Source organism: Arthrobacter zhaoxinii (genome assembly GCF_024385505.1).
Classification (GTDB): Bacteria; Actinomycetota; Actinomycetes; order Actinomycetales; family Micrococcaceae; genus Arthrobacter_B; species Arthrobacter_B zhaoxinii.
Window position 1 is genome coordinate 13,283 of the sequence record NZ_JANFLT010000007.1, and the last position, 26,323, is coordinate 39,605.

The window sequence follows — 26,323 nt, forward strand, 5'->3', positions numbered from 1 at the left end:
GCATGCCCTTTGCTGCCGGTACTGCCCTTTTGCGGCCGGTGGCTCCGGCCCCGAACTAGGCGGAGCGCTGCCGGGAGATCTCGTACAAGGTAATGCCGACAGCCATGGAAGCGTTAAGCGACTCCATGGCGGAGTCGATGGGAATGGAGACGATCTGGTCGCAGTTCTCGCGGACCAGGCGGGACAGGCCCTTGCCCTCGGATCCCACCACGATGCAGATCGGTTCCTTGGCCAGCACGATGGCCGGAAGCGAGACATCGCCGTCGCCGTCCAGGCCGAGGACAAAGATGCCCATCTTCTTGAACGTCTTCAGCGTGTTGTTCAGGTTGCCCGCACGGGCCACGGGAACGCGCACAGCTGCGCCGGCGCTGGTCTTCCAGGCGGAGGCGGTGACGCCCACCGCGCGGCGTTCCGGGACGATGACGCCGTGGGCGCTGAAGGCCGAGGCGGACCGGATGATCGCGCCGAGGTTACGCGGGTCGGTGATGCCGTCCAGGGCGACGAAGAGCGGCGCGTTGCGGACGTGGCCCTTCTTCCAGGCTTCCAGCGTCTCCGAGGCCAGATCAGTGGGATCGGCGTACTCGTACGGCGGGATCTGCAGGACCAGGCCCTGGTGCACGGCCTCGTTGGTCATGCGGTCCAGTTCGGGCTTGTGCGTTTCCATCACCGGCAGACCGCGCTCAGCGGCGATCTTCAGGGATTCACGGACACGGTCATCCATGTCGATGCGGACGGCAATGTGCAGCGCCTTGGCCGGGATGCCGGCGCGCAGCGCCTCGACCACGGAGTTGCGGCCGGTGACAACCTCTTCGGCGACCTTGCCGCGGACGTTGGTGCCGCTGCGGCCGCCGGCGCGGGCATCGCCGCGCTTGGGGTCGCCGCGTTTGGCGGCGGAGCGCTCAGCGAGCTGCTTGCTCTTGAACGCCTTGTGATAGGGGCGCTCTTCAGCCTTGGGTGTGGGGCCCTTACCCTCGAGGGCCTTGCGGCCGAGCCCGCCGGTACCGCCGCTGGGGCCCTTCTTGGCTTTGCGCATTGCGCCGGGACGTCCATTGTTGGCCATCGGTTACACCTTTACTAGAAGAAAGCATTCTCTTCCAGTTTACGCAGTCCGCGGACCGGTTGGTGGACAGCGCCGCTGGAGTCAGGCGACGCTCCACGTCACGCCGTCGGCGCCGTCCTCCACGGTGATGCCGGCGGCAGCCAGCGCATCGCGGATGGCGTCGGCCCGCGCCCAGTCCTTTGCGGCCCGCGCGGCCTTCCGCTCGGCAAGGCGGTCCTGGACCAGCGACTCCAGCGCGGCGTCGGCGGGACCCGCCGCGGCAGCGGCATCGGCGGTGTCATCCAGTCCCAGGACGGAGGTCATAGCCCGCACCTCGCCCAGGGCCCGTTCCACCGCCGCGCCGTCGCCGGCTGCCAGGGCGGTATTGCCGGCACGCACCGTGTCATGCAGCACGGCCAGCGCCTGCGGAACGTTCAGGTCATCGTCCATCGCAGCGGCGAAGGCATCCGGAACCGCGGCGGGCGCGGTGTCGGCCTTGGCAGCGGCCTTGGTGATAAACCCGTCAATACGCTCGACGGCGGAAGCGGCCTCCTGCAGCGAGGTGGGCCGGTAATCCAGCACGGACCGGTAGTGGGCCTGGCCCAGGTAGTAGCGGACCACGCGGGGGCTGGCCTGCTCCAGCATTTCGGTCGGGCTGATGGTGTTGCCGATGGACTTGGACATCTTCTCGCCCTCGAAGGTGACCATGCCGTTGTGCATCCAGAAGTTCGCGAACCCGTGGCCGGCCGCCTGGGACTGCGCCATCTCGTTCTCATGGTGCGGGAAGCGCAGGTCCAGCCCGCCGCCGTGGATGTCGAACTCGGTCCCGAGGTATTTGGTGACCATGGCGGAGCATTCCAGGTGCCAGCCGGGACGTCCCCGGCCCCAGGGGCTGTCCCAGGACGCGGTGTCCGGCTCGCCTTCCTTGTGCCCCTTCCACAGTGCGAAGTCCCGCGGATCGCGCTTGCCGCGCGGGCCGGCGTCGGGCGCTGCCTGCATGTCGTCGATGTTCTGGCGGGTCAGCGAACCGTACTTCTGCCAGGAGCGCACGTCGAAGTACACGTCGCCGGAATCATCCAGGGCGGGATAGGCGTGCCCGCGCTCGATCAGGGCGGCGATCAGCGCGTGCATTTCCGGGATGTGCCCCGTGGCGCGCGGTTCGTAGGTGGGCCGCTGGACGCCGAGGGTGTCATACGCCTTGGCGAATTCCTGCTCAAAGCGGTAGGCCAGCGCCCACCACGGCTCATCCGGCACGACGCCGGGAGCGGGTTCGGCGCCCACGGAATCGGCCGCCTTGGCCAGGATCTTGTCGTCAATATCCGTCACATTGCGCACCACGGTGACCTGCAGCCCGCGGTAACGCAGCCAGCGGGTGAGCTGGTCGAAAGCAATGGCCGAGCGGACGTGCCCTACGTGCGGCAGCCCCTGCACGGTGGCGCCGCAGTAGTAGAGGCTGGCCTTGCCTTCCACCAGGGGAACGAAGTCCCGGACCTGCGCTGTTGCCGTGTCATAGAATCTCAAGCTCACTGCTCTAGGCTAGCCGAAACGGCGGGCCCTCAGTCAGCGGCGGTCTCAGCGGCGGCAACGACGGCGGTGGCCACCGCCGCGATTCCCTCCCCGCGGCCGGTGAAGCCCAGGGCATCGGTGGTGGTGGCCGAAACGCTGACCGGTGCACCCGCGGCCGCGCTCAGGACCGCTTCGGCCTCCGCCCGGCGGGGACTGAACTTGGGCCGGTTGCCGATCAGCTGGACGGCGACGTTGCCGATCTCGAAGCCGGCCGCCCGCACAATCCGTGCCGCTTCCCGCAGCAGCACCGTCCCGGCAGCGCCGGCGTATTCGGGCCGGTCGGTGCCGAAGTGGGTGCCGAGATCCCCCAGGCCGGCCGCGGAGAAGAGCGCGTCGGCGGCGGCGTGGGCCACGGGGTCGCCGTCGGAGTGGCCGGCCAGGCCGCGTTCGCCCTCCCAGTGCAGCCCGGCTACCCAGAGCTGGCGCGGGGCGTCGTCGGGCGCGAAGGCGTGGACGTCCACGCCGATTCCGGTACGGGGCAGGGCCATGTCAGTTCTCCTGGCGGTGGTGCCCGCCGGCCAGGATCGCTTCTGCGAGCACCAGGTCCAGCGGGGTGGTGATTTTCAGGGACAGCTGTGAGCCTTCGACCACGTAAACCTCGGTCCCCAGGGACTCCACCAGCATGGCGTCGTCGGTGACCGCAGCCGCAGTGTCGGCATCGAAGGAAAGGGCCGCCTCGTGGGCCCGGCGCAGCAGGGCGGCATCGAAACCCTGCGGGGTCTGGACGGCGCGCAGCCGGGAACGGTCGGGGGTCCCGGTGACAACCCGTGCGGCGGCTGCTTTCGGAACGGGCACGGGCGCCGTGTCCTTCACCGTGTCCACCACGGGCACGGCGGGGATGACGGCGGCAGCACCGGCGGCCAGCGCGGCGGCCACGCGGTGGAAGACCTCCGGCGGGGTGAGCGCACGGGCGGCATCGTGGACCAGCACAGCGTCCAGGTCCGCGGGCAGCACCTGAAGCGCGGCCCGGACGGAGTCGGACCGGGTGGCGCCGCCGTCGACCGCCGGAACATTCCCCGGGAACCCGGCGCAGATGCTGCGCATTACGGTGTCGCCGGCCGGCACGGCAACCGCAACGGCGGCGGCGATGTCCGCGGCCCGGACGGCGCGCAGGGCATGGAGGAGCATTGGTTCACCGGCAACCGGCACCTGGGCCTTGGGCATGCCGTAGCCGAGCCGTTGACCGGATCCTCCGGCTACTACGACGACGCCGATCCGGGGCGGGCGGGAAGAGGAAGGGGACACCGTTCCACCCTAATGCCAGCGCACCGGTGCTTAAACAGCGATTGCCGGCCCCGAAGGACCGGCAAGCGCAGGAAGTGACGTAGCTGCCTAGCTCGCGAGGACTTCGTCGAGCACGGCTGCGGCCTGGTCTTCATCCGTTTTCTCAGCAAGCGCCAGTTCCGAAATGAGGATCTGGCGTGCCTTGGCGAGCATTCGCTTCTCGCCGGCGGACAGCCCGCGGTCATGGTCGCGGCGCCAGAGATCGCGGACGACCTCCGCTACCTTCACGACATCACCGGACGCGAGCTTTTCCAGGTTCGCCTTGTAACGGCGCGACCAGTTAGTGGGCTCTTCAGTGAGCTCGGCGCGCAGGACGTCAAAGACGTGCTCCAGGCCTTCCTTGCCCACTACATCGCGCACCCCAACGAGGTCGACGTTCTCAGCCGGTACTTCTATGGTCAGATCACCCTGGGCCACCTTAAGCTTGAGATACATTTTCTCTTCGCCCTTGATGGTTCGCATCTTGATCTCTTCGATCTTCGCGGCACCGTGGTGAGGATAAACAACTGTTTCGCCAACCTCAAAAACCATGTGGTCTTTCCCCTTTCCCGGGGCTCAGTTTATCAGAGATGCGACACGCCGAGTAGAGTTTGCGCAGGTCAGGTACTGCATGGGCTCCGTTGTAGGTAGTATTCCGCCTTTCGCGGGTAGTCGAAGCCGTTCCGCGCCGCCCCGGCAGAGCCGTCCGCAGCAGCCGTCAAATCCTGTTTTTCAGTGTTTTGCGGATAGGCTAGGCAGCAAAGATAGCCTTAGGTCGGTAGACCGCAATACTTCAGGAGTTTGTGCTGTGAGATTCACACCCAAGAACCGGGTCCGGCGCACCGCTGCGGCCGGTGTCATCGCGCTGGCCATGCTGGGCACGGCAGGCTGCAGCGCTGTGAACGAGCAGGCAACCACCATCGAGTACTCCCCGTCCGACGGGATCCTGGAGAACGTCGGCGACCTGCAGCTGCGCAACATCCTGGTGGTCAGCAACGGCTCCGGCGAACCCGGCCGGCTGATCGGCACCGTCATCAATGACGGCGCACAAACGCAGAAGTTCACCCTTGCCGTTGGCGGCGCTTCCCTGCCCTTCGAGCTCGAGGCCGGAGACAAGGTTGTCTTCGAAGACGAGGCCGAGGCCCAGGTCTACGTCCCGGAGGTAGAGGTCGACGCAGGCACCGGCATCAACACGGAGCTGACAGTCAACGGCGACACCACCACCTTGAACATCCCGGTGGTCAACGGCGATCAGCCGGACTACCGCCCGTACCTGCCCGCTGAATCGGAGTACACACCGCGTCCGACGGAGGAACCGTCCGGCGAGGCCGAGGGTCACTGACACCCTTCCGAACAGAGATAGAAGGGGCCGGCGCACTGCGCCGGCCCCTTCTGCATTTCGGGTTATGCCTCGAACTTGTAGCCCAGCCCGCGGACGGTCACCAGGTGACGCGGTGCGGAGGAATCGGCTTCGATTTTCGCCCGCAGCCGTTTGACGTGGACATCGAGCGTTTTGGTGTCCCCCACGTAGTCCGCCCCCCAGACACGCTCGATCAGCTGGCCGCGGGTCAGAACCCGGCCGGAGTTCCGCAGGAGCAGTTCCAGCAGTTCGAATTCCTTCAGCGGGAAGGGCACACTGGCGCCGTGGACCTGCACCACATGCCGGTCCACGTCCATGCGGACCGGCCCGGCCTCCAGCGCCGCGCCGGCAAAGTCCGCACCCTCCCCCCTGCGCCGCAGCACCGCCCGGACCCGCGCCAGCAGCTCGCGGGAGGAATACGGTTTGGTGACGTAGTCGTCTGCCCCGATCTCGAGCCCCACCACTTTGTCGATTTCGGCATCGCGTGCGGTCAGCATGATGACCGGGACGTCGGACCGCTGGCGGATCCGGCGGCAGACCTCCGTGCCGGAAAGCCCGGGCAGCATCAGGTCCAGCAGGATCAGGTCTGCGCCCGTCTGCTCGAAGGTTGTAACGGCATCGGTGCCGTTGTCCACTACGTCGACGTCGAATCCCTCCCGTGCCAGCAGGTAGGAGAGGGCGTCGCTGAAGGACTCCTCGTCTTCGACAATCAGGATTCTGGTCAAGCGGGAACTCCCTGTTTCGATTCGCGGATGTCCGCGGGGTCCATTTCCGGCAGCCGCACGGTGAAGGTGGATCCGTGCCCCGGGCGGGACCACAGGTCCACTTCCCCGCCGTGGTTGGCGACGACGTGTTTGACGATGCTCAGCCCCAGCCCGGTTCCGCCCGTGTGCCGGGAGCGGGCGGAGTCGATCCGGTAGAACCGTTCGAACACCCGTTCCTGTTCCTCGGGAGCGATGCCCGGACCCTGGTCGGTTACGGCCACCTGGGCCATGCCGTTGCGGGACTGCAGCCCGATTCCCACCCTGCTGCCTGCGGGTGAATAGCGGATGGCGTTGTCGATCAGGTTCCGGAAGGCGGTGGTCAGCATGGGGGCATCCCCGTAGACCGCGGCATCCGACCTGCCGCCCAGGATCACCTCGATGTCCTTGTTCTCGGCATTCAGCCGGTTGGCTTCAACGGCGTCCTCGAGGATCCGGTTCACGTCCACGGGCTTGGCACGGTCCACGATGTCGGTGCTCTGCAGGCGGGACAGCTCGATGATGTCCTGCACCAGGGCGGTGAGGCGGGTGGATTCCCGGTGCATCCGGCCGGCGAACCGGCGGACGGCTTCCTCGTCCCCCGCGGCGTCGTGCAGCGCTTCCGAGAGCAGCGAAATGGCACCCACCGGCGTCTTCAGCTCGTGGGAAACGTTGGCGACGAAGTCATTGCGGACTTCCTCGGTGCGGGTGATCTCCGTCCGGTCATCGGCCAGGATCAGCACGTACTCCTCCCCCACCGTGGCCACCCGGACCTGCAGGATGAGGGACCCTTCACCAAGCGGGCCCCGCGGAAGCTCCAGCCGGGCCTCCTCGATGACGCCGTCGCGGCGGACCCGCGCGCAGATCTCCAGCAGCCGGTCATTCATGATCGTGTGCCCGCGCACCAGGCCGAACGCGTAGGCTCCGGGACTGGCCCGGACGACGCCGTCGATGGCATCGGCAACGATATAGGCCCGTCCGATGACGCCGAGCACCTCCGCCGCGCCCTCGGGGACCGTCGGCTCGGAGATCTCCGCCAGCTCCCGCCGCTGCCGCTGGCTGGCCGCGTACGCAAGGACGCCGAAGACACCCACAACCAGGCCGAGAACGCCGGCCAGCAAGGCCAGCAGTACAGGATTCACTCTCATAGCTTAGGCCGGTCTCCGCTCCCCGGAGCGAAACCGGTGGCTTTGGACCATTCGTTAAACTAACGTTCATCTAAGGGCACCGTGTGGTTCACTCCCGGCTGACATCCTGCAGGAGCGGCTTTCGGTGCAGGACGTACCGAAGGCCGCCGCACCGCCCCGCAGCCCGCCTACGATCCACCCGTTTTTGAGAGGACCCTTAAGTGCGCAAGGTTTTCCAGGCCGAGCTTCACCAAATCGGTGAAGAACTGACTCAGATATCCCAGCTCGTAACGGAGGCAATGCGCAAAGCGACGCTGGCCTTCGAAGGCGCCGATATCGAACTCGCGCAGGACGTGATCGCCGCAGACGCGCGGATCGACTTCCTGCAGAACGACCTCGATGAGCGCGCCATCGATGTCCTGGCCCTTCAGGGTCCCGTGGCCAGCGACCTGCGGATGATCGTGGGATCACTGCGGATGAGCGCCTCCCTCGAACGCATGGGCGACCTGGCCCGTCACATTGCCCAGCTGGCCCGCCTGCGTTATCCCGCCAATGTGGTGCCGGACAACATGGTGGAGACCTTCCGCGAAATGGCCCAGCTGGACATCCGCATCTCGGAACAGCTGTCCGAGCTGCTGGAGACCCGGAACCTGGAAATGAGCAAGGAAATCTACGACGCCAACAGCCGGATCAACGAGCTGCACGCCGGGGTCTTCAAATCCATTGCCTCCCCGGACTGGAACGTCCCCGCCGTCAGCACGGTGGACCTGACCCTGGCCAGCCGCTATTTCGAGCGCTTTGCGGACCACGGCGTCTCCGTCACCCGCAAGGTCAATTACCTTGTGACCGGCGAGTGGCACCCGCTGTCCGAGTCGGGCGTGTAGCCGTTCCCCCAGCGGCAAAACCTGACGCACCAAAAAGGGCGGTCCCGATCGGGACCGCCCTTTTGTGCGTCAGTGGCAGCTATTACTTCTTCTTGCCCTGGCTGGCTACGGCCTTGATGGATTCGGCGGCGGCCTCGGGATCGAGGTAGGTGCCGCCGGCCTTGACCGGCTTGAGGTCTTCATCGAGTTCGTACACCAGCGGGATGCCGGTGGGGATGTTCACGGCCGCGATATCGGCGTCGCTGATGCCGTCCAGGTGCTTGACCAGCGCGCGCAGGGAGTTGCCGTGCGCGGCGATCATCACGGTCTTGCCAGTGCGGATGTCCTTGGAGATGTCCGATTCCCAGTAGGGCAGGAAACGTTCCAGCACGTCCTTGAGGCACTCGGTGCGCGGCAGTTCGTTCGATTCCAGGTCCGCGTAGCGGGGATCGTGGGCCTGGGAAAAGTCGCTGTCATCCGCCAGGGGCGGCGGCGGGGTGTCGTAGGACCGGCGCCAGAGCATGAACTGCTCCTCACCGTATTCGGCCAGGGTCTGGGCCTTGTCCTTGCCCTGCAGCGCGCCGTAGTGGCGCTCGTTCAGGCGCCAGCTGCGCTTGACGTCGATCCAGATGCGGTCGGCGGCACCCAGGGCCAGGTTCGCGGTGTTGATGGCCCGTTTCAGGCGGGAGGTGTAGAGGATGTCCGGGAGAACGTTGTTCTCTACCAGCAGCTCTCCGCCGCGGAGGGCTTCTTCACGTCCCAGGTCCGTCAGATCCACGTCCACCCAGCCCGTGAAGAGGTTCTTTTCATTCCATTCACTCTGCCCGTGGCGCAGAAGGATCAGTTTGTAGGTCATATAAGCATGGTATCGGAGAGCGTACCCGGCAGGGAGGGCGGCGGCACTTTGGCCGGGCAGATGGGCGGGGCCCGGAATCTAATGAGCAGATAACGGGGGTATCCGCGGGAGTCCTCGATCTGGTGAACAGATAACGGCGGTATCCGTCGGCCATAACCCCGTTACCTGCTCAGTAGATCGGTCCCGTCCGGAGAATCGTCCGTGTGGCCTGCACGGGATCCCACCGGGCCGGGTGGTGCTGCTGTTTCTCCTGGGACACCTTTGGCCACAGGCGCACCATTGCATGGAATTCCGTGTCCGCCGGCGGCGACTCGGCCCCGGTCCCCGGCTCTCTGCCCCCGGCCGCCGGTCCCGCCGCCGTCAGGGGCATCCGCTGGTGGCCGGTAACATTGGGTGGTGCAAAAACAGCTGAAACCCGTAGGAACTGCGACCAGGGGCACTACAAACCCCAACCGGCTCCGAAGGGTGGACCGCTGGCTGGCAGGACCGGCACGGTGGCGGCTGCGGCAGGCCGCCGACCCTTTGATCGTGGATCTGGGCTACGGCGCCGCCCCCACCACCGCCGTCGAACTCCATGGCCGCCTCGGCCGGGTGCGGGCAGACGTGGAAGTCATGGGAATCGAGATTGATCCGGCCCGCGTCGCGGCGGCCAAGCCCCTGGAACGTGCGGGGCTGAGCTTCCGGCAGGGCGGCTTCGAGCTGCCGGTGGACGGGCGCCGTCCAGTGATGGTCCGTGCCTTCAACGTGCTGCGCCAGTACGCGGAGGAGGACTATGCGCAGCATTGGGACATGGTCTGCTCCCGGCTGGCACCGGGAGGAATTTTCGTGGACGGCACCTGCGACGAGATCGGCCGGCGTTCCACCTGGGTGGAGCTGGATGCCTCGGGTCCGGTGTCGCTGAGCATTTCCCTGCGGTTCGGTGCGTTCGGGCGCCCCTCCGATGTTGCCGAACGGCTGCCCAAAGCCCTGATCCACCGCAACGTCCCCGGCGAGCGGGTCCACACCTTCCTGCAGGCAATGGACCGGGCGTGGGAGGAAGCTGCACCGATGGCCTCGTACGGCAACCGGCACCGCTGGCTAGCGATGTGCAGCGCGTTGAAGGCCGGCGGCGTGCCGCTGCTGACGGGGCCGTCGCGCTGGCGGCTGGGCGAAATCACCGTGGCCTGGGACGCCGTCCGCCCTTCCTAGCCGGCGGCCGGACGGGCTCGAGGCTCGCCGGCGGCGAAAGGGCTTAAAGCAACCGGCCCCGGACCTGCCGTGGAAACGGCTGGTCCGGGGCCGGACGGAAGTTCAACGGTTCGCGCTTACCAGGGGCCGTACGGGCCCTGGTTGCTGTTCCCGCGGCCGCGGGAACTGCCGATGGCGGGCTTCACATCGGCCAGGTACACGCAGGCGGCAACAACTGCGGCAAGCTGGAACAGGATCAGGCTCAGGGACGGCAGCAGCACGGACAGCACGCCAACGGCGGCGGCTCCGCCCGTGAGGCCCAGCCAGAATCCCTTGGTCCGCTTGTAGGCACGTTCAAAATCAGCGGGCTTGCGCCGGGCGCAGTCCAGAAGTGCCCAGAGTTCAATGCCAAGCGCCACAAGGCCGAGCGCCAGGTAGAGGTAATACTGAATCATCATCATGAGGGCCACAGCGCTAGCCTACCGTGTAAGTGCCTGCTCTAGGTCCCCCCAAAGGTCTTCGACATTCTCAATGCCGACCGAAAGGCGCAGCAGTCCCTCCGGAACGGTGTGCGGCTCTCCGGGCTGGCGGCGCCGCCGTTCAATGAGCGATTCCACTCCGCCGAGCGAGGTGGCCGGCAGCCAGAGTTCCACGGCGTCGGCAACCTTTTCCGCGGCGGCAGCTCCCCCGGCGACCTCGATGCACAGAATCGAGCCGAATCCGGACATCTGCGCGGCGGCCCGGGCATGCCCCGGGTCCTCCGGCAGACCCGGATAACGCACATGCTCCACCTGAGGGAGGGTCTGCAGCCGGCGGGCGAGATCCATGGCGGTGGCCTGCGAGCGCTCCATCCGCAGGGCCAGCGTGCGCAGCCCGCGCAGTGCCAGCCACACTTCAAAGGGCCCGGCCACCGCCCCGTGCAGCGAGCGGTACCGGAGCAGGCGGTCCCGGAGATCCGGATCGGACGTAACGGCCGCACCCAAGACGACGTCGGAGTGTCCGGCCAGGTACTTGGTCACGGAGTGCACGACGACGTCGGCACCTAGGTCCAGCGGCCGGGTCACCAGCGGGGTGGAGAACGTGTTGTCTGCAACCACCAGCGCGCCGGCCGCGTGCGCTGCTTCTGCCAGTGCCGCGATGTCCGCCACCTCCAGCATGGGATTGGTGGGGCTCTCCACCCAGAGCATCGAGGCGCCGTCGAGGTGCGCAATCACGTCCCCGGTCTGGTCAATATCCACCGTCCGCACGGAAAACCGGCCGTTCGCCGCCTCTTCGGCGGCCAGCAGGAGCGAGCCCTGGTAGCTGTGCCGCGGCATCACCACGACGCCGCCGGCGGGAACCAGAGACAGGGCTGCCATTACGGACGCCAGTCCCGAGCCGAAGACCAGTGCCGGCAGGTCCGCACCCTCAAGCTCGGCGAGCGCCTGCTCGAAAGGATCCCAGGTGGGGTTCGAATACCGGCCGTAGCCGCGCTCCCCCGGGACGGGAGTTCCCGTGCCGAAGTAAGTGGAGGACAACACGATCGGCGGATTCACCGGCGCGTCGTGTTCCCGGGGCGGGCGTCCCGCGGAAACGACGAGGGTATCGGGGGAAACGGCGTGCCCGTGCGGAGAGGTTTGGCTCATAAGGAACAGCGTAGACCGCCGGTCCGCACGGAGTGCCGTGACACTGTGCCGCCGGTGCTCCGGGCGGCCCAGTGTCGGCGCCCGGCCTCCCCAGCCGGACTAGGTAGGCTAGGCGGGTGAGCAATTCTAATCTCCCTGAAACCCGCGGCCTGTTTATTGCCATGGAGGGCGGAGACGGCGCCGGGAAATCCACCCAGGCGCAGCGGCTGGCAGCCGCACTGCAGGAGACCGGCCGTACGGTCCTGCGCACCCGTGAACCGGGCGGCACCCCCGTGGGCGAACAGCTGCGCGCCCTGGTCCTTGACCACGGCAACGGCGACATTGATGCGCGCACCGAAGCGTTGATCTTCGCTGCATCCCGCGCCGCGCATGTCCAGCAGGTCATCGAGCCGGCCCTCGCCAACGGAACGGTGGTGGTCTGCGACCGCTACGTTGACAGCTCCATTGCCTACCAGGGCGCCGGCCGGCACCTGGGCACCGAATCCGTCCGCACCCTGAACGAGTGGGCCACCGGCGGCCTGCAGCCGGACCTCACCGTCCTGCTGGACGTCGATCCCGAACGCGGACGGGACCGCCGGACCGCCGGCCAGGCTACCGAGGACCGGCTCGAGTCCGAACCGGACACCTTCCACCAGCAGATCCGCCTGGCGTTCCTTGAGGCCGCGCAGGCGGCTCCCGGCCGGTACCTGGTGCTCGACGCCGGCCGGCCCGTGGACGAACTTGCCGGCACCATCCTGCACCGCGTGGAAAAGCTGCTGCCGTGAGCGTGTGGGACGACCTGCAGGGGCAGGACCCGGTGGTGGCCCAGCTGCGCCGCGGCGCAGCCGATGCCCGGCCCAACCACGCCTGGCTGTTCACCGGCCCGCCCGGCTCCGGCCGCTCCAATGCTGCCCGGGCCTTTGCCGCGGCGCTGGTCTGCGAGCAGCAGGACCCGGAACTGCGCGGCTGCGGTGAGTGCAAGTCCTGCCGCACCGTACTGGCCGGCTCGCACGCCGACGTCGCCTCCGTCACCACGGAAAAGGTCACCATCAGCATCGATGAGGCCCGCGAACTGGTCCGGAAGGCCCAGGACAAGCCGTCCACCGGCCGCTGGCGCGTCATCATTGTGGAGGACGCTGACCGGATGCAGGAGCGCAGCACCAACGTGCTGCTGAAAGCCATTGAAGAGCCGCCGCCTAGGACCATCTGGCTGCTCTGTGCACCCAGCCCGGGCGACGTGCTGGTCACCATCCGGTCCAGGTGCCGTCCCGTGGGGCTGCGGCTGCCGCCGGTGGAGGATGTGGCGGAACTCCTGATCCGGCGCGACGCCATCGATCCGGAGGTGGCGCTGAACGCTGCCCGGGCCGCGCAGAGCCACATCGGCGTCGCCAAGCGCCTGGCCACCGACGAGGGTGCGCGGCAGCGCCGCGAGAGCATTGTGCGGCTGCCCCTGTCGCTGCGGAATGTCTCCGGCGCCATGAAGGCCGCGGCGGACCTGGTGGCACTGGCCGAAGCGGAGGCTGCGAGCTCCTTTGAACAGCGCGACGCCGCGGAGAAGGAAGCGCTGCTGGCTTCGCTCGGCGCACCTGCCACCGGCACGTTGCCCCCGGCGCTGCGGAGCCAGGTCAAGCGGCTCGAGGAGGACCAGGTCCGCCGGGCCAAACGGTCCAAGAACGATTACTTTGACCGCGCCCTGACGGACCTGCTCTCCTTCTACCGCGACGTGCTGATGATCCAGCTGGGCGGCTCCGGCCCCCTGGTCAACGAGGGACTCCGCCGCGAGCTGGACGAGTTCGCGGCGTACGGCTCTCCGGAGCAGACACTGATGCGCATGGAGGAGATCAACACCGTGCGGCGCCGCCTGGTGACCACCAACGTCGCACCGCTGCTGGCGATCGAAGCGATGGCGCTGAGCCTGCTGTAATGTCCAGTTATCCGCCGCATCCCGCCAGTCCGGCCGGCCCGCGTACCAAGCCGCTCCAGGAGTAAGAATGACCACCGCCACTGCACGCCGCCGCTTCCCGCGACTGGCCGCCGCCGCTGCTTCGGTGGTGCTGCTGGCGTCGTCGACCGCCTGTACCGCGGACTCCGGGCCGGGTGCCGAAGAAACCGGCAGCGGGGACACCGCCACCACCGCTGCCGCGGAGGTCATTGGCGACGTGCCGGAGGAGCTCAGGGAGTTCTACAGCCAGGACGTCACCTGGTCGGAGTGCGAAGGAGACTTCCGCTGTGCCTCCGTCACCGTCCCCATGAACTATGCAGACCCTGATGCGGCCACGGTGGAATTGTCAGTGATCATGGCGGAGGCGGAGGAGGAAGCCCGCGGCACGATCCTGATCAACCCCGGCGGTCCCGGCGGATCCGGATACGACGTCGTCAACCAGTCCCTGGAAAACATCACCAGCGATCGGCTGCGGGAGAACTTCAACATCCTCGGGTTCGATCCGCGCGGCGTCGGCCGGTCCACCCCGGTTCAGTGCCTGAGCGATGAGGAAATGGACGAGGCCCGGGCCGAGTACATCGATCCGAGCACCCCCGAAGGTCTGGCCGCCTCGCGGATCAGCGCGAAGGAGTTCGCGGATGCCTGCGCGGCGGAGACCGGTGAACTGCTCGGCTTTGTCGACACGGCCAGTGCTGCCCGCGACATGGACATCCTGCGGGCGGTTGCAGGCGATGAAAAACTCAACTACCTCGGGTTCTCCTACGGCACCTACCTCGGCGCCACCTATGCCGAGCTCTTCCCGGAGAAGACGGGGCGGCTGGTCCTCGACGGCGCCCTGAACCCTGCGTCCACCAACGAGGAAGTCACCCTCGGCCAGGCCGCTGCATTTGAAAAGGCCATCCGCGCGTACGTCGAGGACTGCGTGACAGGCAGCAACTGTCCGCTCGAGGGCAGCGCCGACGACGGCGTCGCCACCATCCGCCAGCTGCTGGCCTCCGTCGAGGCCAGTCCCATGACAGCGGCCGATGGGCGGCCCGTCACGGTTTCCACCTTCGTCAGCGGCTTCATTCTTCCGCTGTACGACGACGTCAACTGGCCGGTGCTCTCGCAGGCACTGGAGACCGCACTGCAGGGCGACCCGACGTATATGCTCCGCCTCGCGGACATCAGTGCGGACCGTGCGGAAGACGGCACCTACCAGTCCAACAGCACCGTGGCATTCAACGCGGTCAACTGCCTCGACTACCCCATGGTCAGCGACGACGCACAGATGGCAGCGGACGCCCGGGACCTTCAGTCGGCGTCCCCCACCATCGGCAAGTACCTGGCCTACGGCGGCGTCACCTGCGAGGCCTGGCCCCACGCACCGGTGAATGAACCGCATCCCATCAAGGCCTCCGGCGCGGCGGACCTGCTGGTGGTCGGCACCACCGGCGACCCCGCCACCCCCTACGAATGGTCCGAGGCCCTGGCCGCACAGCTGGAGTCCGCGGTGCTGGTGACATGGGAAGGCGAGGGCCATACGGCGTACGGGCGCGGCAGCCAGTGCATCGAAGACACGGTGGATGACTACTTCGTGGACGGGACCGTTCCGGAGGACAACACGGTCTGCTGATCTCCGCAGGACGGTGCCCGATCCGGGGCTTTCGCTGCAGGTGACGGGCGGCCGGGGCGGCAGCCGTTTTGACCCCGCGCCGCCGGTACGTATAAAGTAGTTCTTTGTGGATTCTGGCCGGTAACGGACAGCTGAAGCCCGCCTCCTTAGCTCAGTTGGTAGAGCGTCTCACTCGTAATGAGAAGGTCGCCAGTTCGATTCTGGCAGGAGGCTCAGATAAACCCCCGGCATTTATGCCGGGGGTTTTCTGTTGTCCGGGGCAGGTCCGCCAAGGGCGTCTTGCGGAAAAACTGCGCAGAACTTCCGGCTTCCTTGCGCCATGCTTTGGGCTTTCCCGCTGGCCGCGGCCATAGTCTCGGGACAGCAAACGGGACAGGCCTCAGGCCGTAGGGACAATTCGCCGTCCCGGTCTGTGCCGGGTGCACCCCCCGGGGGCTGGGCGCCAACCGCTCAAGCGCGGCGTGACCTAGCTGCCGGCCCCTTGATACGCCCGGCCGTCCCCGGGCATCTGACCAGGAACCCCCGCCGTTTTCCCCAAGAAACGGCGGGGGTTTCTGCTTTCCGGGCGTGCGGAAAGAGGCTCAGCGGCCGAAAGGGAAAGACCGGTGCTGGTTAGGAAGCGGGGCCGGTTTCCGGCGGAAGGGTCCTGCCGGCCAGCAGCGCCTTGATGCGCTCTTCGGCGTCCGGTACGGCGGCGGCACTGGCGGCCATATTGGCTTCTTCCACTGCCCGCAGTACCTCATTGCGCTGGATTTTGACGCCGCGGGGAGCATCGATGCCGATACGGATGCCGTCGCCGCGTGAATCCAGGACGGTAATGACAATGTCATCCCCGATCAGGATCTGTTCCCCGGACCTGCGTGTTAGCACCAGCATTCGCCCACTCTACCCCACGCCGGGGCCGTTGACGCTGGCCGGGAAGGGCCCCGGACGGCGACGGCGGAGCTCTGACGTCAGAGCACCGGCGTGGGCGAGGGGCCGCCGTCGAGCCAGCCGATCGGCAGGCCCAGCGCGTTGACGGACTGCGGCGTTCCGGTGGTGTCAATGCCTTCGACGGCAGCGGCATCCACTGCTGCGACGGCACGCACCGCCCCCACCCAGGCGGCTGTGTCTTCCGGTTTCCGGCCGGCGTCGACCGCCACCCAGACCTGGTCCGCGGCCAGGGCGGAAATCAGCGTCGAATGCCTGCCCATTTCGGTGCCGGATCGTCCCAGCCCGTAGGCCAGGAAGATGCTGTGGCCGGCCATCACACCGGCAGCGCGCGCGGTTGCCACTGCGCGCCGGTCCGCGGCGCGGCCCACGCCGTCGGTCTCCAGGACGCCGGCCACGCGGACGGCTGCCGCTCCCGCGCCGGACAGGTCAGCCATGGACCGGCAGACCTCCAGCGCGTCATCGCCCAGACCGACCACCATCACCAGGTCTCCGGCGCCGTCGAGGGGCGCGGGAGCCATGGGGACGTCGCTGCGCCGGGCAGGTTCCATGCCCTGGTGGATCCAGCCCGACGCTGCCTGGCTCTGTGGCAGCTGGTCGGGGACGAAAGGAGCCGGGCTCTGCGCCGGAGTGCCGGTGCTCGCGGCGAGGGTATCCATCAGTTCGGCGAACGCATGGGACCCGGTGGAGACAGCAGGCGTCACCGCCAGTGCCGGAACGTCCGGGACGAAGGGGGCGACGGGGTGCAAAGTGGATTCGGCCCGCTCCGCCTCCTCGAGCAGGGCGGAAATTCCGGCACTGCCGGGCACGGTCCTGCTCGGCAGGTCCGGTTCCACGGGTGCACGACGCCGGCCGCTGGGCGGCAGCTCCACGGTCACCTCATAGTGCTGGCGGGACAGGAAACCGCCGATCCCGCCCACGGTCACCTTTTCCGCGGCAACAATCCGCGCCCGGGGGCCGTGTTCGGCCAATACCTGGGCTTTCAGGACGTCAAGCGACGGCCCCTCAAGCTGAAATCGTCTCGGTTCCACGTACCACCCCTACAGTCTCGATACCGACATTACCCGCTGTGGCCTCCTGGTAGGACAGCACCGGCAGGCCGCCGGTCTGCGCGGAGACCAGCCGCCGAATCGCCGGGCGCAGGGCCGGAGCACAGACCAGCACCGCGTTGTATCCGGCGTTTTCGGCCGCAGCCACGGCGTTCTTCAGCGATGCCAGCACGGTTTCCACCCGTGCCGGATCAAGCAGGATCTGGCTGCCCTGGTCCGAGGGCCGCAGCGCTTCGAGCATGGACTGCTCCAGCGCCGGGTCGATCATGATGACGCGCAGCACCCCGTCGGCAATATACTGGGCTGCCAGCGCGGGGCCGAGGGCGGTCCTCGCGGTTTCGATCAGTCCCTCCGGGTCCGGGGAGACCTTGGCCCGCAGCAGCAGCGACTCATAGATCCGGGGCAGGTCATTGATGGGGATCTGTTCCGCCAGCAGTCCCTGGAGCACACGCTGCACCTCGGCGAGCGAGAGCACGTTGGGAACGAGTTCTTCCACGGCGGACGGGTTGACCAGCTTGACTCCCTCGGTCAGCACCCGGACGTCCTCACGGGTGAGCAGACGGGCAGCGTTGGCGCTGATCACCGCGGAAAGATGCGTCACCAGGACCGAGACCCGGTCAATTACGGTGGCTCCGGACATTTCCGCCGCGTGCTGCATTTCCGCCGGGACCCATTTGCCGGCCAGCCCGAATACCGGCTCCACAGTGGCGGTTCCGGGCAGCCCTTCCAGATAGTCGCCCAGGGCCAGGATCTTGCCCGCCGGGGCATCCCCCCGTCCGGCCTCCACGCCGGCTATCCGGATGACATAGGTGGACGGCGGCAGGTCCACACTGTCGCGGGTGCGGACCGGAGGCACCACAATGCCCAGATCCATGGCGATCTTGCGCCGCAGTGCGCGGACCCGGGCGAGGAGGTCGTCGGATCCGCCGGTGACGATGTCCACCAGGTCCGGTGCCAGCAGGATTTCCAGTGCGTGGACGCGCATCTGTTCAATCAGGTCTTCCGTGGTCTCGGAGCTGGCGGGTGCATCCAGTGCCGCCTGTGCCGAGTCCTTCTCTGCCTGGTCGGACGCTTCCTTCGTCTTGATCCGCTGGGAAATGAAGAGCAGCAGGGCACCGATGATGATGAAATAAAGTGCTGGCATGCCCGGAATCAGCGCCATCACGATGGCCGCGCCGCCTGCGATCATCAGGGCGTTCCGGGACTGGCCCAGCTGCGCGCCGGCTGTGGAGCCCATGTCCGCCTCGGCATTGGACCGGGTGACGATCATGCCGGTGGAGACGGCCATCAGCAGGGCGGGGATCTGCGTGACCAGGCCGTCGCCGATGGTCAGCAGGCTGTAGGTGCTCACCGCTTCGCCGGCGCTCATGCCGCGCTGGATCATGCCGATGGCGATGCCGCCGATGAGGTTGATGATGATAATGATCAGGCCGGCAATAGCGTCACCCTTGACGAACTTCGAGGCACCGTCCATGGCGCCGTAGAAGTCCGCTTCCGCTGACACTTCGGCCCGGCGTTCCCGGGCCTGGGTATCGGTGATCAGGCCTGCGTTTAGGTCTGCGTCAATAGCCATCTGCTTGCCCGGCATGGCGTCCAGGGTGAACCGCGCACCCACTTCAGCTACGCGCTCGGCGCCCTTGGTCACCACCACGAACTGGATGACCACCAGGATCAGGAAGATCACCGCGCCGATGATCAGCGAACCGCCCACGGCCACGTGCCCGAAGGCTTCAATCACCTGGCCTGCGTACCCCTCCCCCAGTACCAACCGGGTGGAGGCCACGTTCAGGCCCAGCCGGAACAGGGTGGCCACCAGCAGCAGGGACGGGAACACGGAGAAGTCCAGCGGCTTGCGTACGAACATGGTGGTCAGCAGGATCACCAGGGCCAGCAGGATGTTGATGATGATCAGCACGTCCAGCAGGCCGGCGGGGATGGGCACCACCAGCAGCAGGATGATACCGATGACGCCGACGGGGACGGCAAGTTTCAGGAGGTTCCGGTTGTTCTTCATGACGCGGCCTTACGGTGTTGTGGGGTGGTTCCGGGTTCGGGCGGTGCGGGCGCCATGGTGTGCATGCCCCGGGCGGCGCCGCGCCGCTTCAGGGCCATAACGAAGGCCAGGACGCGGGCGACGGCGTTGTAGAGTTCGACGGGAATTTCGGAGTTCAGTTCACAGGCGCTGTGCAGGGCACGGGCCAGCGGGATGTCGGAGACCATGGGAACGCCCTGCTTTTCGGCCTCCTGGCGGATCCGGGTGGCAATGTTGTCCGCCCCCTTGGCCACGACCCGCGGCGCGGACTTGCCCGGCTCGTATTTCAGGGCGACGGCCACGTGCGTGGGGTTCACGAGGACGACGTCGGCATCCGCCACGGCGGCGATCATCCTGTTCCGGCTCATGGCCAGCTGCCGGGACCGGCGCTGGGACTTGATCATCGGGTCGCCGTCGCTGTTCTTGTTTTCGTCCTTGACTTCCTTTTTGCTCATGCGCGTCCGTTTCCGGTTGCGCTTCATAACCACCATGATGTCCGCCGCGGCGAGGATCAGGCCTGCAGCGACGGCGGCCTGCAGCAGGGATACGGTGCCGCCTGTTGCCGCTTCCAGGACGGCCGAGACCGGCAGCCCGCCGGCAGCCATCAACACGGGCATCAGCTGCTGGATCACTGCGTACAGGACCAGGCCCACCACTGCCGTCTTGAGCAGGGACTTAGCGCCGTTCCACAGGGCCTGGGTGCCGAAGACGCGTTTGACACCGGCGACCAGGTTGAACTGTTCGAACTTGCCCTTGAATTTCTTCATGTGAACCCCGCCCTGGACCGCGGCGGTGAGCAGGACGGCGGCCGCAACCACCCCCAGCAGCGGACCCAGGATGAAGGCCAGGGTGCCCAGGCCCTCGTCCATCTGGGCCAGGGCCAGCTCGGGGTCAGGGTTCGCAATGGTGGTGGCGACGCCGGCCAGGATCTCCCCGCCGGCCTCGGAACCGCGAGAGATGGTCACCGGCATCATGAGGGCGGCGGCGCCCACTCCCACCCAGGCAGTGAGGTCCTCCGAGCGGGAGAGCTGGCCTTTGGACCGGACTTCCTTCATCCGTTTGTCGGTGGCCTGCTCGGTCTTTTCCCCCGAGTCCTGTTCCGGCATCTATCCCACCCCCGTCAGGGCGCGCTCGATGGTGGAGACCAGCCCGGACACAATGCGGGGCAGGGCCAGGAAGACCATGGAGGCCAGGGACAGAGTCAGCAGGATCTTCAGCGGGAAGCCGAGGGCGAAAGCATTCAGGGCCGGGGCCACCCGGGTGAGCAGGCCCAGCCCGGCGTCGGCCAGGAACAGGACCACCAACAGCGGACCGGCAATCTGCACCGAGGCCAGGAACATCTGCGACACGGCGGCGGTCAATGCTGCCACGGGTTCACCCAGATCCAGGCCGCCGGTCAGCGGCAGCGCCGTGAAGCTGCGCAGCAGCCCGCCGATGATCAGCTGGTACCCGTCCGAGGCGAAGAGCAGTGCCAGTGCGGTGATCTGGAAAACGCGCGTGAACTGGGCGCCGTTGACCATGGACTGCGGGTCGAAGGCCTGGGCCAGCTGGAAGCCGCCGAAGGTATCAATCAGGTTGCCGGCAGACTGCACGGCCGAGAACACCACCAGCACCAGGAACCCCAGCACCAGGCCGACCAGCAGTTCCATCACGACGGCCATAAAGAACGCCCCGGTGCCCAGGGCACTGTATCCCTCGCTCACCTGCGGGGCTATGGCCAGCCCCAGACCGAGCCCCAGCATGACTTTGATCCGGGCCGGGAAGGCATTGTAGGAGAACGGCGGTGCAATGATCAGGAAGGCCACCATCCGGACCGAGGCCAGCAGGAACGCCTCGATCCAGTCCTGGTCAAGGGTGATGTTCATCTAGCCTCCGCCGAGCAGCGACGGGATCCTCTGGAACATCTCGTGAGTGAAGGACACCATTTCCGCAATCATCCAGTGTCCGCAGACCAGCAGGGCGAGGCCCACGGCGATGGCCTTGGGCACGAAGGAAAGCGTGACTTCCTGGATCTGGGTGATGGACTGCAGCAACGAGATGGCAAACCCCACCACCAGCGCCGTGATCAGCACCGGTGCCGAAAGCTTGGCGGCGACCCACAGTCCCTGCGTGGCGATGTCCAGGACGGCGTTTGTATCCACTAGGTGCCGCCCTGATAGCTGTTGACCAGCGAGGTAATGATCAATCCCCAGCCGTCCACGAGGATGAACAGCAGGATCTTGAACGGCAGCGAGATCATCACGGGCGGGAGCATCATCATGCCCATGGACATCAGGGCGGCGGAGACCACCAGGTCAATGACCAGGAACGGGATGAAAATGACGAAACCGATGATGAACGCTGCCCGCAGTTCGGAGATCATAAACGCCGGGATCAGCGTGGTCAGCGGAACGGACTCGGGGCTTTCAGGGTTCTCCTGCCCGGCCGCGCGGGTCATCAGCGCAATGTCCTCTTCGCGGGTATGGGCGAGCATGAACTGCTGCAGCGGCCCGGTCCCGGTATCGATGGCAGCGTCGAAGTTGATGTCGCCGTCGAGATAGGGCTGCACGGCGATGCTGTTAATCTCGCTGATCACCGGCGCCATGATGAACAGGGAGAGGAACAGTGCCAGCCCGGCCAGCACCTGGTTGGGCGGGATTGACGGCAGCGACAGTGCGTTGCGGGTCATGGCCAGCACCACGAAGATCTTGGTGAAGGAGCTGAGCATCAGCAGCAGCGACGGCGCCACGGAAAGCAGGGTGATGCCGATCAGGGTGGTCACCGCGGTGGAGGGCGAGCCGTCCTGGCCGTTGATATCGATGCTCACCCCGCCGCCGTCGTCGGGCTCAGTGGGTGCGGTCGGGTCAGCGGGCGCCGACGGAGCCGGCGGATCGAAGGTGGTGGCGTGCCCGGCGGCCGCCCCCAGCAGGAGCAGCGCGGCGACGGCGAAGAGCAGGGCGGCGGCCAGCGTGAGGGCGTGCCTGGCCCGGCCCGCATTGACGGCGGCGCTCACCCTTTGCGTCCCCGGCGCAGGGCGGTGCCGGCCTGGCGCCAGGTCTCGGGGGCGAGGATGGAGCCGGCCAGGGCAGACTTGGCGGGTACCGGCGCCATGGGCCCAAGGGCGTGCGCTCCGCGCCCGGAGCGGCGCGGCGGCAGCCCGGAGGAGGAGTCGACGGCGCCGGACGGGTAGGGGCGCCCTGCCTCGGCGGCTTTCAGCGAGGCGGCAAAAGCGGCATCGGAGGCGGCATCCGGGGAGGATTCCGCCGGAATCTCCGTGGCGTGCAGCAGGTTCACCGATCCTTCGGCCACCCCGAGCAGGAGCCGCTTCCCGTCGGTTTCCACCATGACCAGGGAGGTCTTGGGGGTCAACGGCTGGCGGCTGACCACGCGCACGGGCTGGTTCGTACCGGCGGACCCGATGGTGCGGCTAAACCGGCGCTGCAGGAACCACAGGAGTCCGAGCACGGCGCCGAGCGAAACCAGGACACGGAGTCCCAGAAACAGGGTGTCCACTAATTGAGCCCCTCGACCACGTCCAGGATCTTCGTGATCCGTACGGCGTAGTCCTGGTCAATGACCACAACTTCGCCGTTGGCGATCAGCCGTCCGTTCAGCAGGATGTCGGCGGGCGCACCGGCGGAGCGGTCCAGCTCCACCACGCGGCCGGGTTCGAGATTCAGGACGTCGCGCACGGACATGCGGGTGTGCCCGATCTCGACCGTCAGTGCCATTTCGATGTTGTTGATGCGGCCCATCTTGCCGATGATCGAAGGATCGCCGGTCCCGCCCGGGGTGCCCGGGGTGTCCCGCAGCCGAATGGCAAACCACCCGGCGGTGCCTTCCGGGGAGCGCAGTTCGAAGACGACGCTGTCCGGGTCCGCAAAGAGGGCGGAGGCGTCCTCGGTGCGGGCCTCGCCAAGCACGCCGACACCCAGCGTGGCGCTGGCAGCTTCGAGCGAGGGACGCAGCACATCAGCCGCCGAGACGAGCGCCGAGTCGGTGCCGGCGACGTCGGCCAGCGGTGAGGAGCTGTCCAGGACCAGGGCCAGGTCCGCCGATTCGGTGCCTACGAAGGATGCGGTGACTGCCGTGGCCGTGTGCGACGCCGGCACTCCTGCTCCGGTGTGCGGGATCGGTTCCAGGACAAGGGGCGTGGGCAGGCCGCGCACCAGTGCGGAAACGGCGTCGGCGTGCAGGCTGTGGGGGCTGGACATGGGTTACTTCTCCTCGATATGAACGATGCTGCCGGCCAGGCGCGACCCGCTGGCTCCTACGGCTGCCTGCGCCAGCGTCTGTCCGTCAACGGTGACGTTCAGCGGGCGGTGGCGGGGGTGGCCGAGATTCAGGACATCCCCCACGGCAAGATTGAGCACCATGGCGGGTAACACGGTGATGGGTTCCAGCTGCAGGCAGACCTTCACGGGCACCTGTGCCAGCTGCATCCGAACCAGTTCCGCTGCCGGTGCAGTGCTGGACTGAGCGCCCAGCGGGTCCAGCCGGGGAAGGATGGCGGCGGCCGGGATGGCAATGGTGGCGGCAGCAGCACTGTCGCCCACCACCATCTCCAGACCGGCAACAATCATGGCGTCCCGGGAGGCGGCGGCCTGCGCGAACTGCGAGTTGTACTGGATCGAGGCCGGACTCAGCGGTGCGGTCATCAGGTGCCCGAGGGAGTAATGCAGGTCCTCCACGGCGTCGTCCATGATTTTGTCCAGCAGGGCCTGCTCGATATGGGTGAATTTCCGCTCCGGCGCAGACTGGGCACCGGTACCGCCAAGCATGTGCCCCACCCAGGTCAGGGCCGCGGGAATGGGGAACTGGATGACGGCTTTGGCTGAAATTCCGGCCACGTCGAACAACACCATGCAGGTGCTGTCCGGCAGCGACCCGGCATATTCGTCGTAGCTGAGCACCTGCACCTCTTCCCTCGTTACCTGGGAGAGGACCCGAACCTTGGCGGTGAGCTGCGTTCCCCACTGGCGGGCAAAGGTTTCGAAGGCCATTTCCAGCACCCGGGTGTGTTCACGGGCAAGCGTGGTGGGGCGGCTGAAGTCATACGCCATCACGGGCTTGGCATCTTGGGGCACAGCTAAGGAAGGTGATTCTTGGACCGTCACAAGGGGAACTATCGGCACCCACCGCCGGCTGGTTAGGAGATCCGTGCCGGCAGCCGCGGCCGGCGCCGCTCAGGAGTCCGGCGGTCCTTCGGCGGCGATGGCGGGCATCAGTGCGCGCACGTCCTCCCGCTGTCCGGAGAGCACCACAATGTCCACCCGCCGGTTGCGTGCCAGCTCCTCCGCCGTTTTCCCCGGCGTCAGCGGACGCGATTCACCGTAGCCCACTGCCTTGATGCGTTCCTGGGTCACTCCCCCGTTGGACACCAGGTACCGGAGGACGTTCACCGAGCGGGAGGAGGACAATTCCCAGTCCAGGGCGTTGTCCGCAAACTGCCGCACCTGCGCAGTGTGGCCCTCCACGGAGACTTCATAGGTGGTGGGAGCCAGTGCCGGGCCCACGGTATCCAGCACCTGTACGGCCTGCGCCGTAAGGTCCGCCATGTCCGGATCGAAGAACATGTCGGAGCTGACCAGACGGATGGTCAGTCCGCGCTCGTCAATCTCGAACCGGACCGCATCTTCCAGGCCCTTTTCCTGCAGCCCGGCGTAAATGGCGTCCTGCAGTTCCGTCAGGTCCTGGACCTCCTGCGCTGCCAGGGCAGCCAGTGACGCCTCCGGCTCAATGACCTCTGCGTCATCGACCTGCTCCGGGGGAACAATGACGCCCACGGCGGTATCCACGGTGTTGGTCTCTTCGGCACCGAAGCCCGTGGCCAGTGACTCCTTCAGCTGGGAGAACTTCTTTGCATCCACCGTGGACATGGCAAAAAGCACGATGAACATGCACATCAGCACGGTGACCATATCCATGTAGGAGGCCATCCAGCGTTCGTCCGGATGCTCGTCCTCTTCATGCTGTTTGGGACGCCGGCGGCTGGTGCTCACGCTGCGTCCCGGACCAGGTCTGTCTGCTCAGCCTTTTCGGTTTTCCCCGACAGGGCGTGTGAAGGGACCAGGGCCCGCAGCCGCTCGCCGAGCAGGCGCGGCTGGCTCCCGGCCTGCAGGGCCAGGACGCCTTCCATCAGCAGGTTCATTTCATCCGCTTCAAGTTCCGCCAGCCGCTTGAGCCGGGTGCTGATGGGCAGCCAGATGAAGTTCGCAGACAGCAGGCCCCAAAGGGTGGCCACGAAGGCAGTGGCGATCATGGGACCCAGATGGTCCGGGGTGGAGAGGTTCTCCAGGACGTGGGTGAGTGAAACGACGGTGCCGATAATCCCGATGGTGGGTCCGTAGCCGCCGAGGCTGTTGAAGAACTTCACCGGAATCTTGTCCGTGGCCGCCTTGCTGGCGATTTCGTCTTCGAGCAGCATCCGCAGTTCTTCGCCGTCGGTACCGTCGGCGATATTCTGCAGGGCTGTGCGCAGGAAGGGATCCTCCGCCTCGGCCGCGTCCTGTTCAAGGGCAAGGAGCCCCTCGCTGCGGGCCTTTTCCGCGAGCAGCACTACGCGGTCAATGGTTTCCTGCGGGCGGGGCGTCTTGCCCATGAAAGCGCGGGGCAGGGACTTGAAGGACAGCACGAAGTCCTTGAACGTGCCACCGGCCAGGCCCACGGCGATGGTGGCGCCGAAAACGAGGATCATCGGTGCCGGCAGCAATAGCGCGGAGACATGGGCACCTTCGAGGGTGATCATGGCGTAAAGCGACCCGAAGGCGAGGACTAAGCCGATAATTGTTGCTGGATCCATTAGTCGTTCCTAAGGCGTTGGGGCACGGTCTTGCCGGCGGATACTTTGTCCCCGGACGGGTTTTCCGAAAGAGCGTCGGGAACCAGTTCCAGGGGACGCCCGGCGGGCTGCGGGGGGATGTCCCGCGCCATGGAGATCACCATGGCCCGGTAGCCGGCGATCCGGTCGATGACGTCCTGGAGGCTTTCAGTCACGATGTACTTGGCGCCGTCGACCATCACCAGGGTGGTGTCCGGATTCGAGTGGATCCGTTCGATCAGGTCAGGGTTGATCGCAAACTGAGCGTCATTGAGCCGCGTAAGAACAATCATTGACCCGTCCAGGCTGGTTCGACAGGACTCGATTAGGCCCTCACCCTTACTTTCGGCCGCCGCGGCCCCGTCGTTAGG

29 protein-coding genes and 1 tRNA gene are annotated in these 26,323 nt (G+C 66.9%); 7 read left to right on the plus strand and 23 right to left on the minus strand.

The window, feature by feature from the left end; all coding sequences use genetic code 11:
- Positions 1 to 55: 55 nt before the first annotated feature.
- The 5 genes from rlmB to NNX37_RS15090 all read right to left on the minus strand — a co-directional run bounded on the left by rlmB (position 56) and on the right by NNX37_RS15090 (position 4,420).
- A complete protein-coding gene (rlmB, locus tag NNX37_RS15070) occupies positions 56 to 1,060 on the minus strand; it encodes a 23S rRNA (guanosine(2251)-2'-O)-methyltransferase RlmB (protein WP_255793573.1) in 1,005 nt (334 codons plus the stop codon).
- An 81-nt stretch (positions 1,061 to 1,141) separates the two neighbouring features.
- On the minus strand, positions 1,142 to 2,566 hold the full coding sequence (cysS, locus tag NNX37_RS15075) for a cysteine--tRNA ligase (RefSeq protein ID WP_255793574.1): 1,425 nt from the start codon (positions 2,564 to 2,566) through the stop codon (positions 1,142 to 1,144).
- A 29-nt stretch (positions 2,567 to 2,595) separates the two neighbouring features.
- The gene (gene ispF / locus NNX37_RS15080) at positions 2,596 to 3,093 is read right to left on the minus strand and encodes a 2-C-methyl-D-erythritol 2,4-cyclodiphosphate synthase (RefSeq protein WP_255793575.1); all 498 of its coding nucleotides are present in this window, start codon (positions 3,091 to 3,093) and stop codon (positions 2,596 to 2,598) included.
- A 1-nt stretch (position 3,094) separates the two neighbouring features.
- The gene (gene ispD / locus NNX37_RS15085; protein WP_255793576.1) at positions 3,095 to 3,850 is read right to left on the minus strand and encodes a 2-C-methyl-D-erythritol 4-phosphate cytidylyltransferase; all 756 of its coding nucleotides are present in this window, start codon (positions 3,848 to 3,850) and stop codon (positions 3,095 to 3,097) included.
- An 87-nt stretch (positions 3,851 to 3,937) separates the two neighbouring features.
- The gene (locus NNX37_RS15090; protein WP_066300159.1) at positions 3,938 to 4,420 is read right to left on the minus strand and encodes a CarD family transcriptional regulator; all 483 of its coding nucleotides are present in this window, start codon (positions 4,418 to 4,420) and stop codon (positions 3,938 to 3,940) included.
- A 256-nt stretch (positions 4,421 to 4,676) separates the two neighbouring features.
- Between NNX37_RS15090 and NNX37_RS15095 the strand changes: the two genes are divergently transcribed.
- A complete protein-coding gene (locus NNX37_RS15095; protein WP_255793577.1) occupies positions 4,677 to 5,210 on the plus strand; it encodes a hypothetical protein in 534 nt (177 codons plus the stop codon).
- Positions 5,211 to 5,272: 62 nt separating this feature from the next.
- On the opposite strand, the gene NNX37_RS15100 is transcribed toward NNX37_RS15095, so the two are convergent.
- Positions 5,273 to 5,953, minus strand: a complete 681-nt coding sequence (locus NNX37_RS15100) for a response regulator transcription factor (RefSeq protein WP_255793578.1) — start codon at positions 5,951 to 5,953, stop codon at positions 5,273 to 5,275.
- Positions 5,950 to 7,116 (minus strand): sensor histidine kinase, encoded by a 1,167-nt coding sequence (locus tag NNX37_RS15105; protein WP_407079975.1) that lies wholly within the window; start codon positions 7,114 to 7,116, stop codon positions 5,950 to 5,952. Before NNX37_RS15105 ends, NNX37_RS15100 begins: the two co-directional genes overlap by 4 nt.
- Positions 7,117 to 7,316: 200 nt before the next feature.
- Here NNX37_RS15105 and phoU point away from each other — a divergent pair, with 200 nt between their 5' ends.
- On the plus strand, positions 7,317 to 7,979 hold the full coding sequence (gene phoU, locus NNX37_RS15110; RefSeq protein WP_255793580.1) for a phosphate signaling complex protein PhoU: 663 nt from the start codon (positions 7,317 to 7,319) through the stop codon (positions 7,977 to 7,979).
- A gap of 82 nt (positions 7,980 to 8,061) precedes the next feature.
- On the opposite strand, the gene NNX37_RS15115 is transcribed toward phoU, so the two are convergent.
- Positions 8,062 to 8,814, minus strand: a complete 753-nt coding sequence (locus tag NNX37_RS15115) for a phosphoglyceromutase (protein ID WP_255793581.1) — start codon at positions 8,812 to 8,814, stop codon at positions 8,062 to 8,064.
- Between the two features lie 393 nt (positions 8,815 to 9,207).
- On the opposite strand from NNX37_RS15115, the gene NNX37_RS15120 reads away from it, so the two are divergent.
- Positions 9,208 to 10,002, plus strand: a complete 795-nt coding sequence (locus NNX37_RS15120; protein WP_407079976.1) for a class I SAM-dependent methyltransferase — start codon at positions 9,208 to 9,210, stop codon at positions 10,000 to 10,002.
- A gap of 116 nt (positions 10,003 to 10,118) precedes the next feature.
- Here the strand turns inward: NNX37_RS15120 and NNX37_RS15125 are convergent, their stop codons facing one another.
- Both NNX37_RS15125 and NNX37_RS15130 read right to left on the minus strand, forming a co-directional pair.
- Entirely contained in the window at positions 10,119 to 10,442 is a 324-nt protein-coding gene (locus tag NNX37_RS15125; protein ID WP_255793704.1) for a DUF2516 family protein, read from the minus strand.
- A gap of 18 nt (positions 10,443 to 10,460) precedes the next feature.
- The gene (locus NNX37_RS15130; RefSeq protein ID WP_255793583.1) at positions 10,461 to 11,606 is read right to left on the minus strand and encodes a trans-sulfuration enzyme family protein; all 1,146 of its coding nucleotides are present in this window, start codon (positions 11,604 to 11,606) and stop codon (positions 10,461 to 10,463) included.
- A gap of 161 nt (positions 11,607 to 11,767) precedes the next feature.
- Between NNX37_RS15130 and tmk the strand changes: the two genes are divergently transcribed.
- The 4 genes from tmk (at position 11,768) to NNX37_RS15150 (ending at position 15,355) form a co-directional block, all read left to right on the plus strand.
- Positions 11,768 to 12,370 (plus strand): dTMP kinase, encoded by a 603-nt coding sequence (gene tmk / locus NNX37_RS15135; protein WP_407079978.1) that lies wholly within the window; start codon positions 11,768 to 11,770, stop codon positions 12,368 to 12,370.
- Positions 12,367 to 13,509: a DNA polymerase III subunit delta' gene (locus tag NNX37_RS15140; protein ID WP_255793585.1), complete on the plus strand. Its 1,143-nt coding sequence runs from the start codon at positions 12,367 to 12,369 to the stop codon at positions 13,507 to 13,509. Before tmk ends, NNX37_RS15140 begins: the two co-directional genes overlap by 4 nt.
- 67 nt (positions 13,510 to 13,576) lie before the next feature.
- Positions 13,577 to 15,142 carry an alpha/beta hydrolase gene (locus NNX37_RS15145; RefSeq protein ID WP_255793586.1) on the plus strand — a complete coding sequence of 522 codons (1,566 nt, stop codon included), beginning with the start codon at positions 13,577 to 13,579 and terminating at the stop codon, positions 15,140 to 15,142.
- A gap of 140 nt (positions 15,143 to 15,282) precedes the next feature.
- Positions 15,283 to 15,355: transfer RNA gene (locus NNX37_RS15150), tRNA-Thr, on the plus strand.
- 399 nt (positions 15,356 to 15,754) lie between these two features.
- Here NNX37_RS15150 and csrA read toward each other — a convergent pair.
- The 13 genes from csrA to NNX37_RS15215 form a co-directional block, all read right to left on the minus strand.
- Positions 15,755 to 16,018: a carbon storage regulator CsrA gene (gene csrA / locus NNX37_RS15155; protein WP_255793587.1), complete on the minus strand. Its 264-nt coding sequence runs from the start codon at positions 16,016 to 16,018 to the stop codon at positions 15,755 to 15,757.
- A 77-nt stretch (positions 16,019 to 16,095) separates the two neighbouring features.
- The gene (locus tag NNX37_RS15160) at positions 16,096 to 17,103 is read right to left on the minus strand and encodes a hypothetical protein (protein ID WP_255793588.1); all 1,008 of its coding nucleotides are present in this window, start codon (positions 17,101 to 17,103) and stop codon (positions 16,096 to 16,098) included.
- Positions 17,078 to 19,135: a flagellar biosynthesis protein FlhA gene (locus NNX37_RS15165; protein ID WP_255793589.1), complete on the minus strand. Its 2,058-nt coding sequence runs from the start codon at positions 19,133 to 19,135 to the stop codon at positions 17,078 to 17,080. The genes NNX37_RS15160 and NNX37_RS15165 overlap by 26 nt, the downstream gene beginning before the upstream one ends.
- Positions 19,132 to 20,259 (minus strand): EscU/YscU/HrcU family type III secretion system export apparatus switch protein, encoded by a 1,128-nt coding sequence (locus tag NNX37_RS15170; RefSeq protein ID WP_255793590.1) that lies wholly within the window; start codon positions 20,257 to 20,259, stop codon positions 19,132 to 19,134. Before NNX37_RS15170 ends, NNX37_RS15165 begins: the two co-directional genes overlap by 4 nt.
- Positions 20,260 to 21,018: a flagellar biosynthetic protein FliR gene (locus NNX37_RS15175; RefSeq protein WP_255793591.1), complete on the minus strand. Its 759-nt coding sequence runs from the start codon at positions 21,016 to 21,018 to the stop codon at positions 20,260 to 20,262. It lies immediately after the preceding gene.
- A complete protein-coding gene (fliQ, locus tag NNX37_RS15180) occupies positions 21,019 to 21,294 on the minus strand; it encodes a flagellar biosynthesis protein FliQ (RefSeq protein ID WP_255793592.1) in 276 nt (91 codons plus the stop codon).
- A complete protein-coding gene (gene fliP, locus NNX37_RS15185; RefSeq protein ID WP_255793593.1) occupies positions 21,294 to 22,145 on the minus strand; it encodes a flagellar type III secretion system pore protein FliP in 852 nt (283 codons plus the stop codon). Before fliP ends, fliQ begins: the two co-directional genes overlap by 1 nt.
- Entirely contained in the window at positions 22,142 to 22,645 is a 504-nt protein-coding gene (locus tag NNX37_RS15190) for a FliO/MopB family protein (protein WP_255793594.1), read from the minus strand. Before NNX37_RS15190 ends, fliP begins: the two co-directional genes overlap by 4 nt.
- A complete protein-coding gene (fliN, locus tag NNX37_RS15195; RefSeq protein WP_255793595.1) occupies positions 22,645 to 23,346 on the minus strand; it encodes a flagellar motor switch protein FliN in 702 nt (233 codons plus the stop codon). Before fliN ends, NNX37_RS15190 begins: the two co-directional genes overlap by 1 nt.
- Before the next feature lie 3 nt (positions 23,347 to 23,349).
- On the minus strand, positions 23,350 to 24,219 hold the full coding sequence (locus tag NNX37_RS15200; RefSeq protein ID WP_255793596.1) for a flagellar motor switch protein FliM: 870 nt from the start codon (positions 24,217 to 24,219) through the stop codon (positions 23,350 to 23,352).
- Between the two features lie 99 nt (positions 24,220 to 24,318).
- Positions 24,319 to 25,134: an OmpA/MotB family protein gene (locus NNX37_RS15205; RefSeq protein ID WP_255793597.1), complete on the minus strand. Its 816-nt coding sequence runs from the start codon at positions 25,132 to 25,134 to the stop codon at positions 24,319 to 24,321.
- Positions 25,131 to 25,934, minus strand: a complete 804-nt coding sequence (locus NNX37_RS15210; RefSeq protein WP_255793598.1) for a motility protein A — start codon at positions 25,932 to 25,934, stop codon at positions 25,131 to 25,133. Before NNX37_RS15210 ends, NNX37_RS15205 begins: the two co-directional genes overlap by 4 nt.
- Positions 25,934 to 26,245 (minus strand): flagellar FlbD family protein, encoded by a 312-nt coding sequence (locus tag NNX37_RS15215; protein ID WP_255793599.1) that lies wholly within the window; start codon positions 26,243 to 26,245, stop codon positions 25,934 to 25,936. Before NNX37_RS15215 ends, NNX37_RS15210 begins: the two co-directional genes overlap by 1 nt.
- Positions 26,246 to 26,323: the final 78 nt, after the last annotated feature.

What these genes read in the sequence shown, in the direction of transcription:
- rlmB (WP_255793573.1), bottom strand. Translation starts at nt 1,060, where the DNA reads ATGGCCAACAATGGACGTCCCGGCGCAATGCGCAAAGCCAAGAAGGGC.
- ispF (WP_255793575.1), bottom strand. Translation starts at nt 3,093, where the DNA reads ATGGCCCTGCCCCGTACCGGAATCGGCGTGGACGTCCACGCCTTCGCG.
- NNX37_RS15090 (WP_066300159.1), bottom strand. Translation starts at nt 4,420, where the DNA reads ATGGTTTTTGAGGTTGGCGAAACAGTTGTTTATCCTCACCACGGTGCC.
- NNX37_RS15105 (WP_407079975.1), bottom strand. Translation starts at nt 7,116, where the DNA reads ATGAGAGTGAATCCTGTACTGCTGGCCTTGCTGGCCGGCGTTCTCGGC.
- NNX37_RS15115 (WP_255793581.1), bottom strand. Translation starts at nt 8,814, where the DNA reads ATGACCTACAAACTGATCCTTCTGCGCCACGGGCAGAGTGAATGGAAT.
- NNX37_RS15125 (WP_255793704.1), bottom strand. Translation starts at nt 10,442, where the DNA reads ATGATGATGATTCAGTATTACCTCTACCTGGCGCTCGGCCTTGTGGCG.
- NNX37_RS15130 (WP_255793583.1), bottom strand. Translation starts at nt 11,606, where the DNA reads ATGAGCCAAACCTCTCCGCACGGGCACGCCGTTTCCCCCGATACCCTC.
- tmk (WP_407079978.1), top strand. Translation starts at nt 11,768, where the DNA reads ATGGAGGGCGGAGACGGCGCCGGGAAATCCACCCAGGCGCAGCGGCTG.
- NNX37_RS15145 (WP_255793586.1), top strand. Translation starts at nt 13,577, where the DNA reads ATGACCACCGCCACTGCACGCCGCCGCTTCCCGCGACTGGCCGCCGCC.
- csrA (WP_255793587.1), bottom strand. Translation starts at nt 16,018, where the DNA reads ATGCTGGTGCTAACACGCAGGTCCGGGGAACAGATCCTGATCGGGGAT.
- NNX37_RS15165 (WP_255793589.1), bottom strand. Translation starts at nt 19,135, where the DNA reads ATGAAGAACAACCGGAACCTCCTGAAACTTGCCGTCCCCGTCGGCGTC.
- NNX37_RS15170 (WP_255793590.1), bottom strand. Translation starts at nt 20,259, where the DNA reads ATGCCGGAACAGGACTCGGGGGAAAAGACCGAGCAGGCCACCGACAAA.
- NNX37_RS15175 (WP_255793591.1), bottom strand. Translation starts at nt 21,018, where the DNA reads ATGAACATCACCCTTGACCAGGACTGGATCGAGGCGTTCCTGCTGGCC.
- fliN (WP_255793595.1), bottom strand. Translation starts at nt 23,346, where the DNA reads ATGTCCAGCCCCCACAGCCTGCACGCCGACGCCGTTTCCGCACTGGTG.
- NNX37_RS15210 (WP_255793598.1), bottom strand. Translation starts at nt 25,934, where the DNA reads ATGGATCCAGCAACAATTATCGGCTTAGTCCTCGCCTTCGGGTCGCTT.
- NNX37_RS15215 (WP_255793599.1), bottom strand. Translation starts at nt 26,245, where the DNA reads ATGATTGTTCTTACGCGGCTCAATGACGCTCAGTTTGCGATCAACCCT.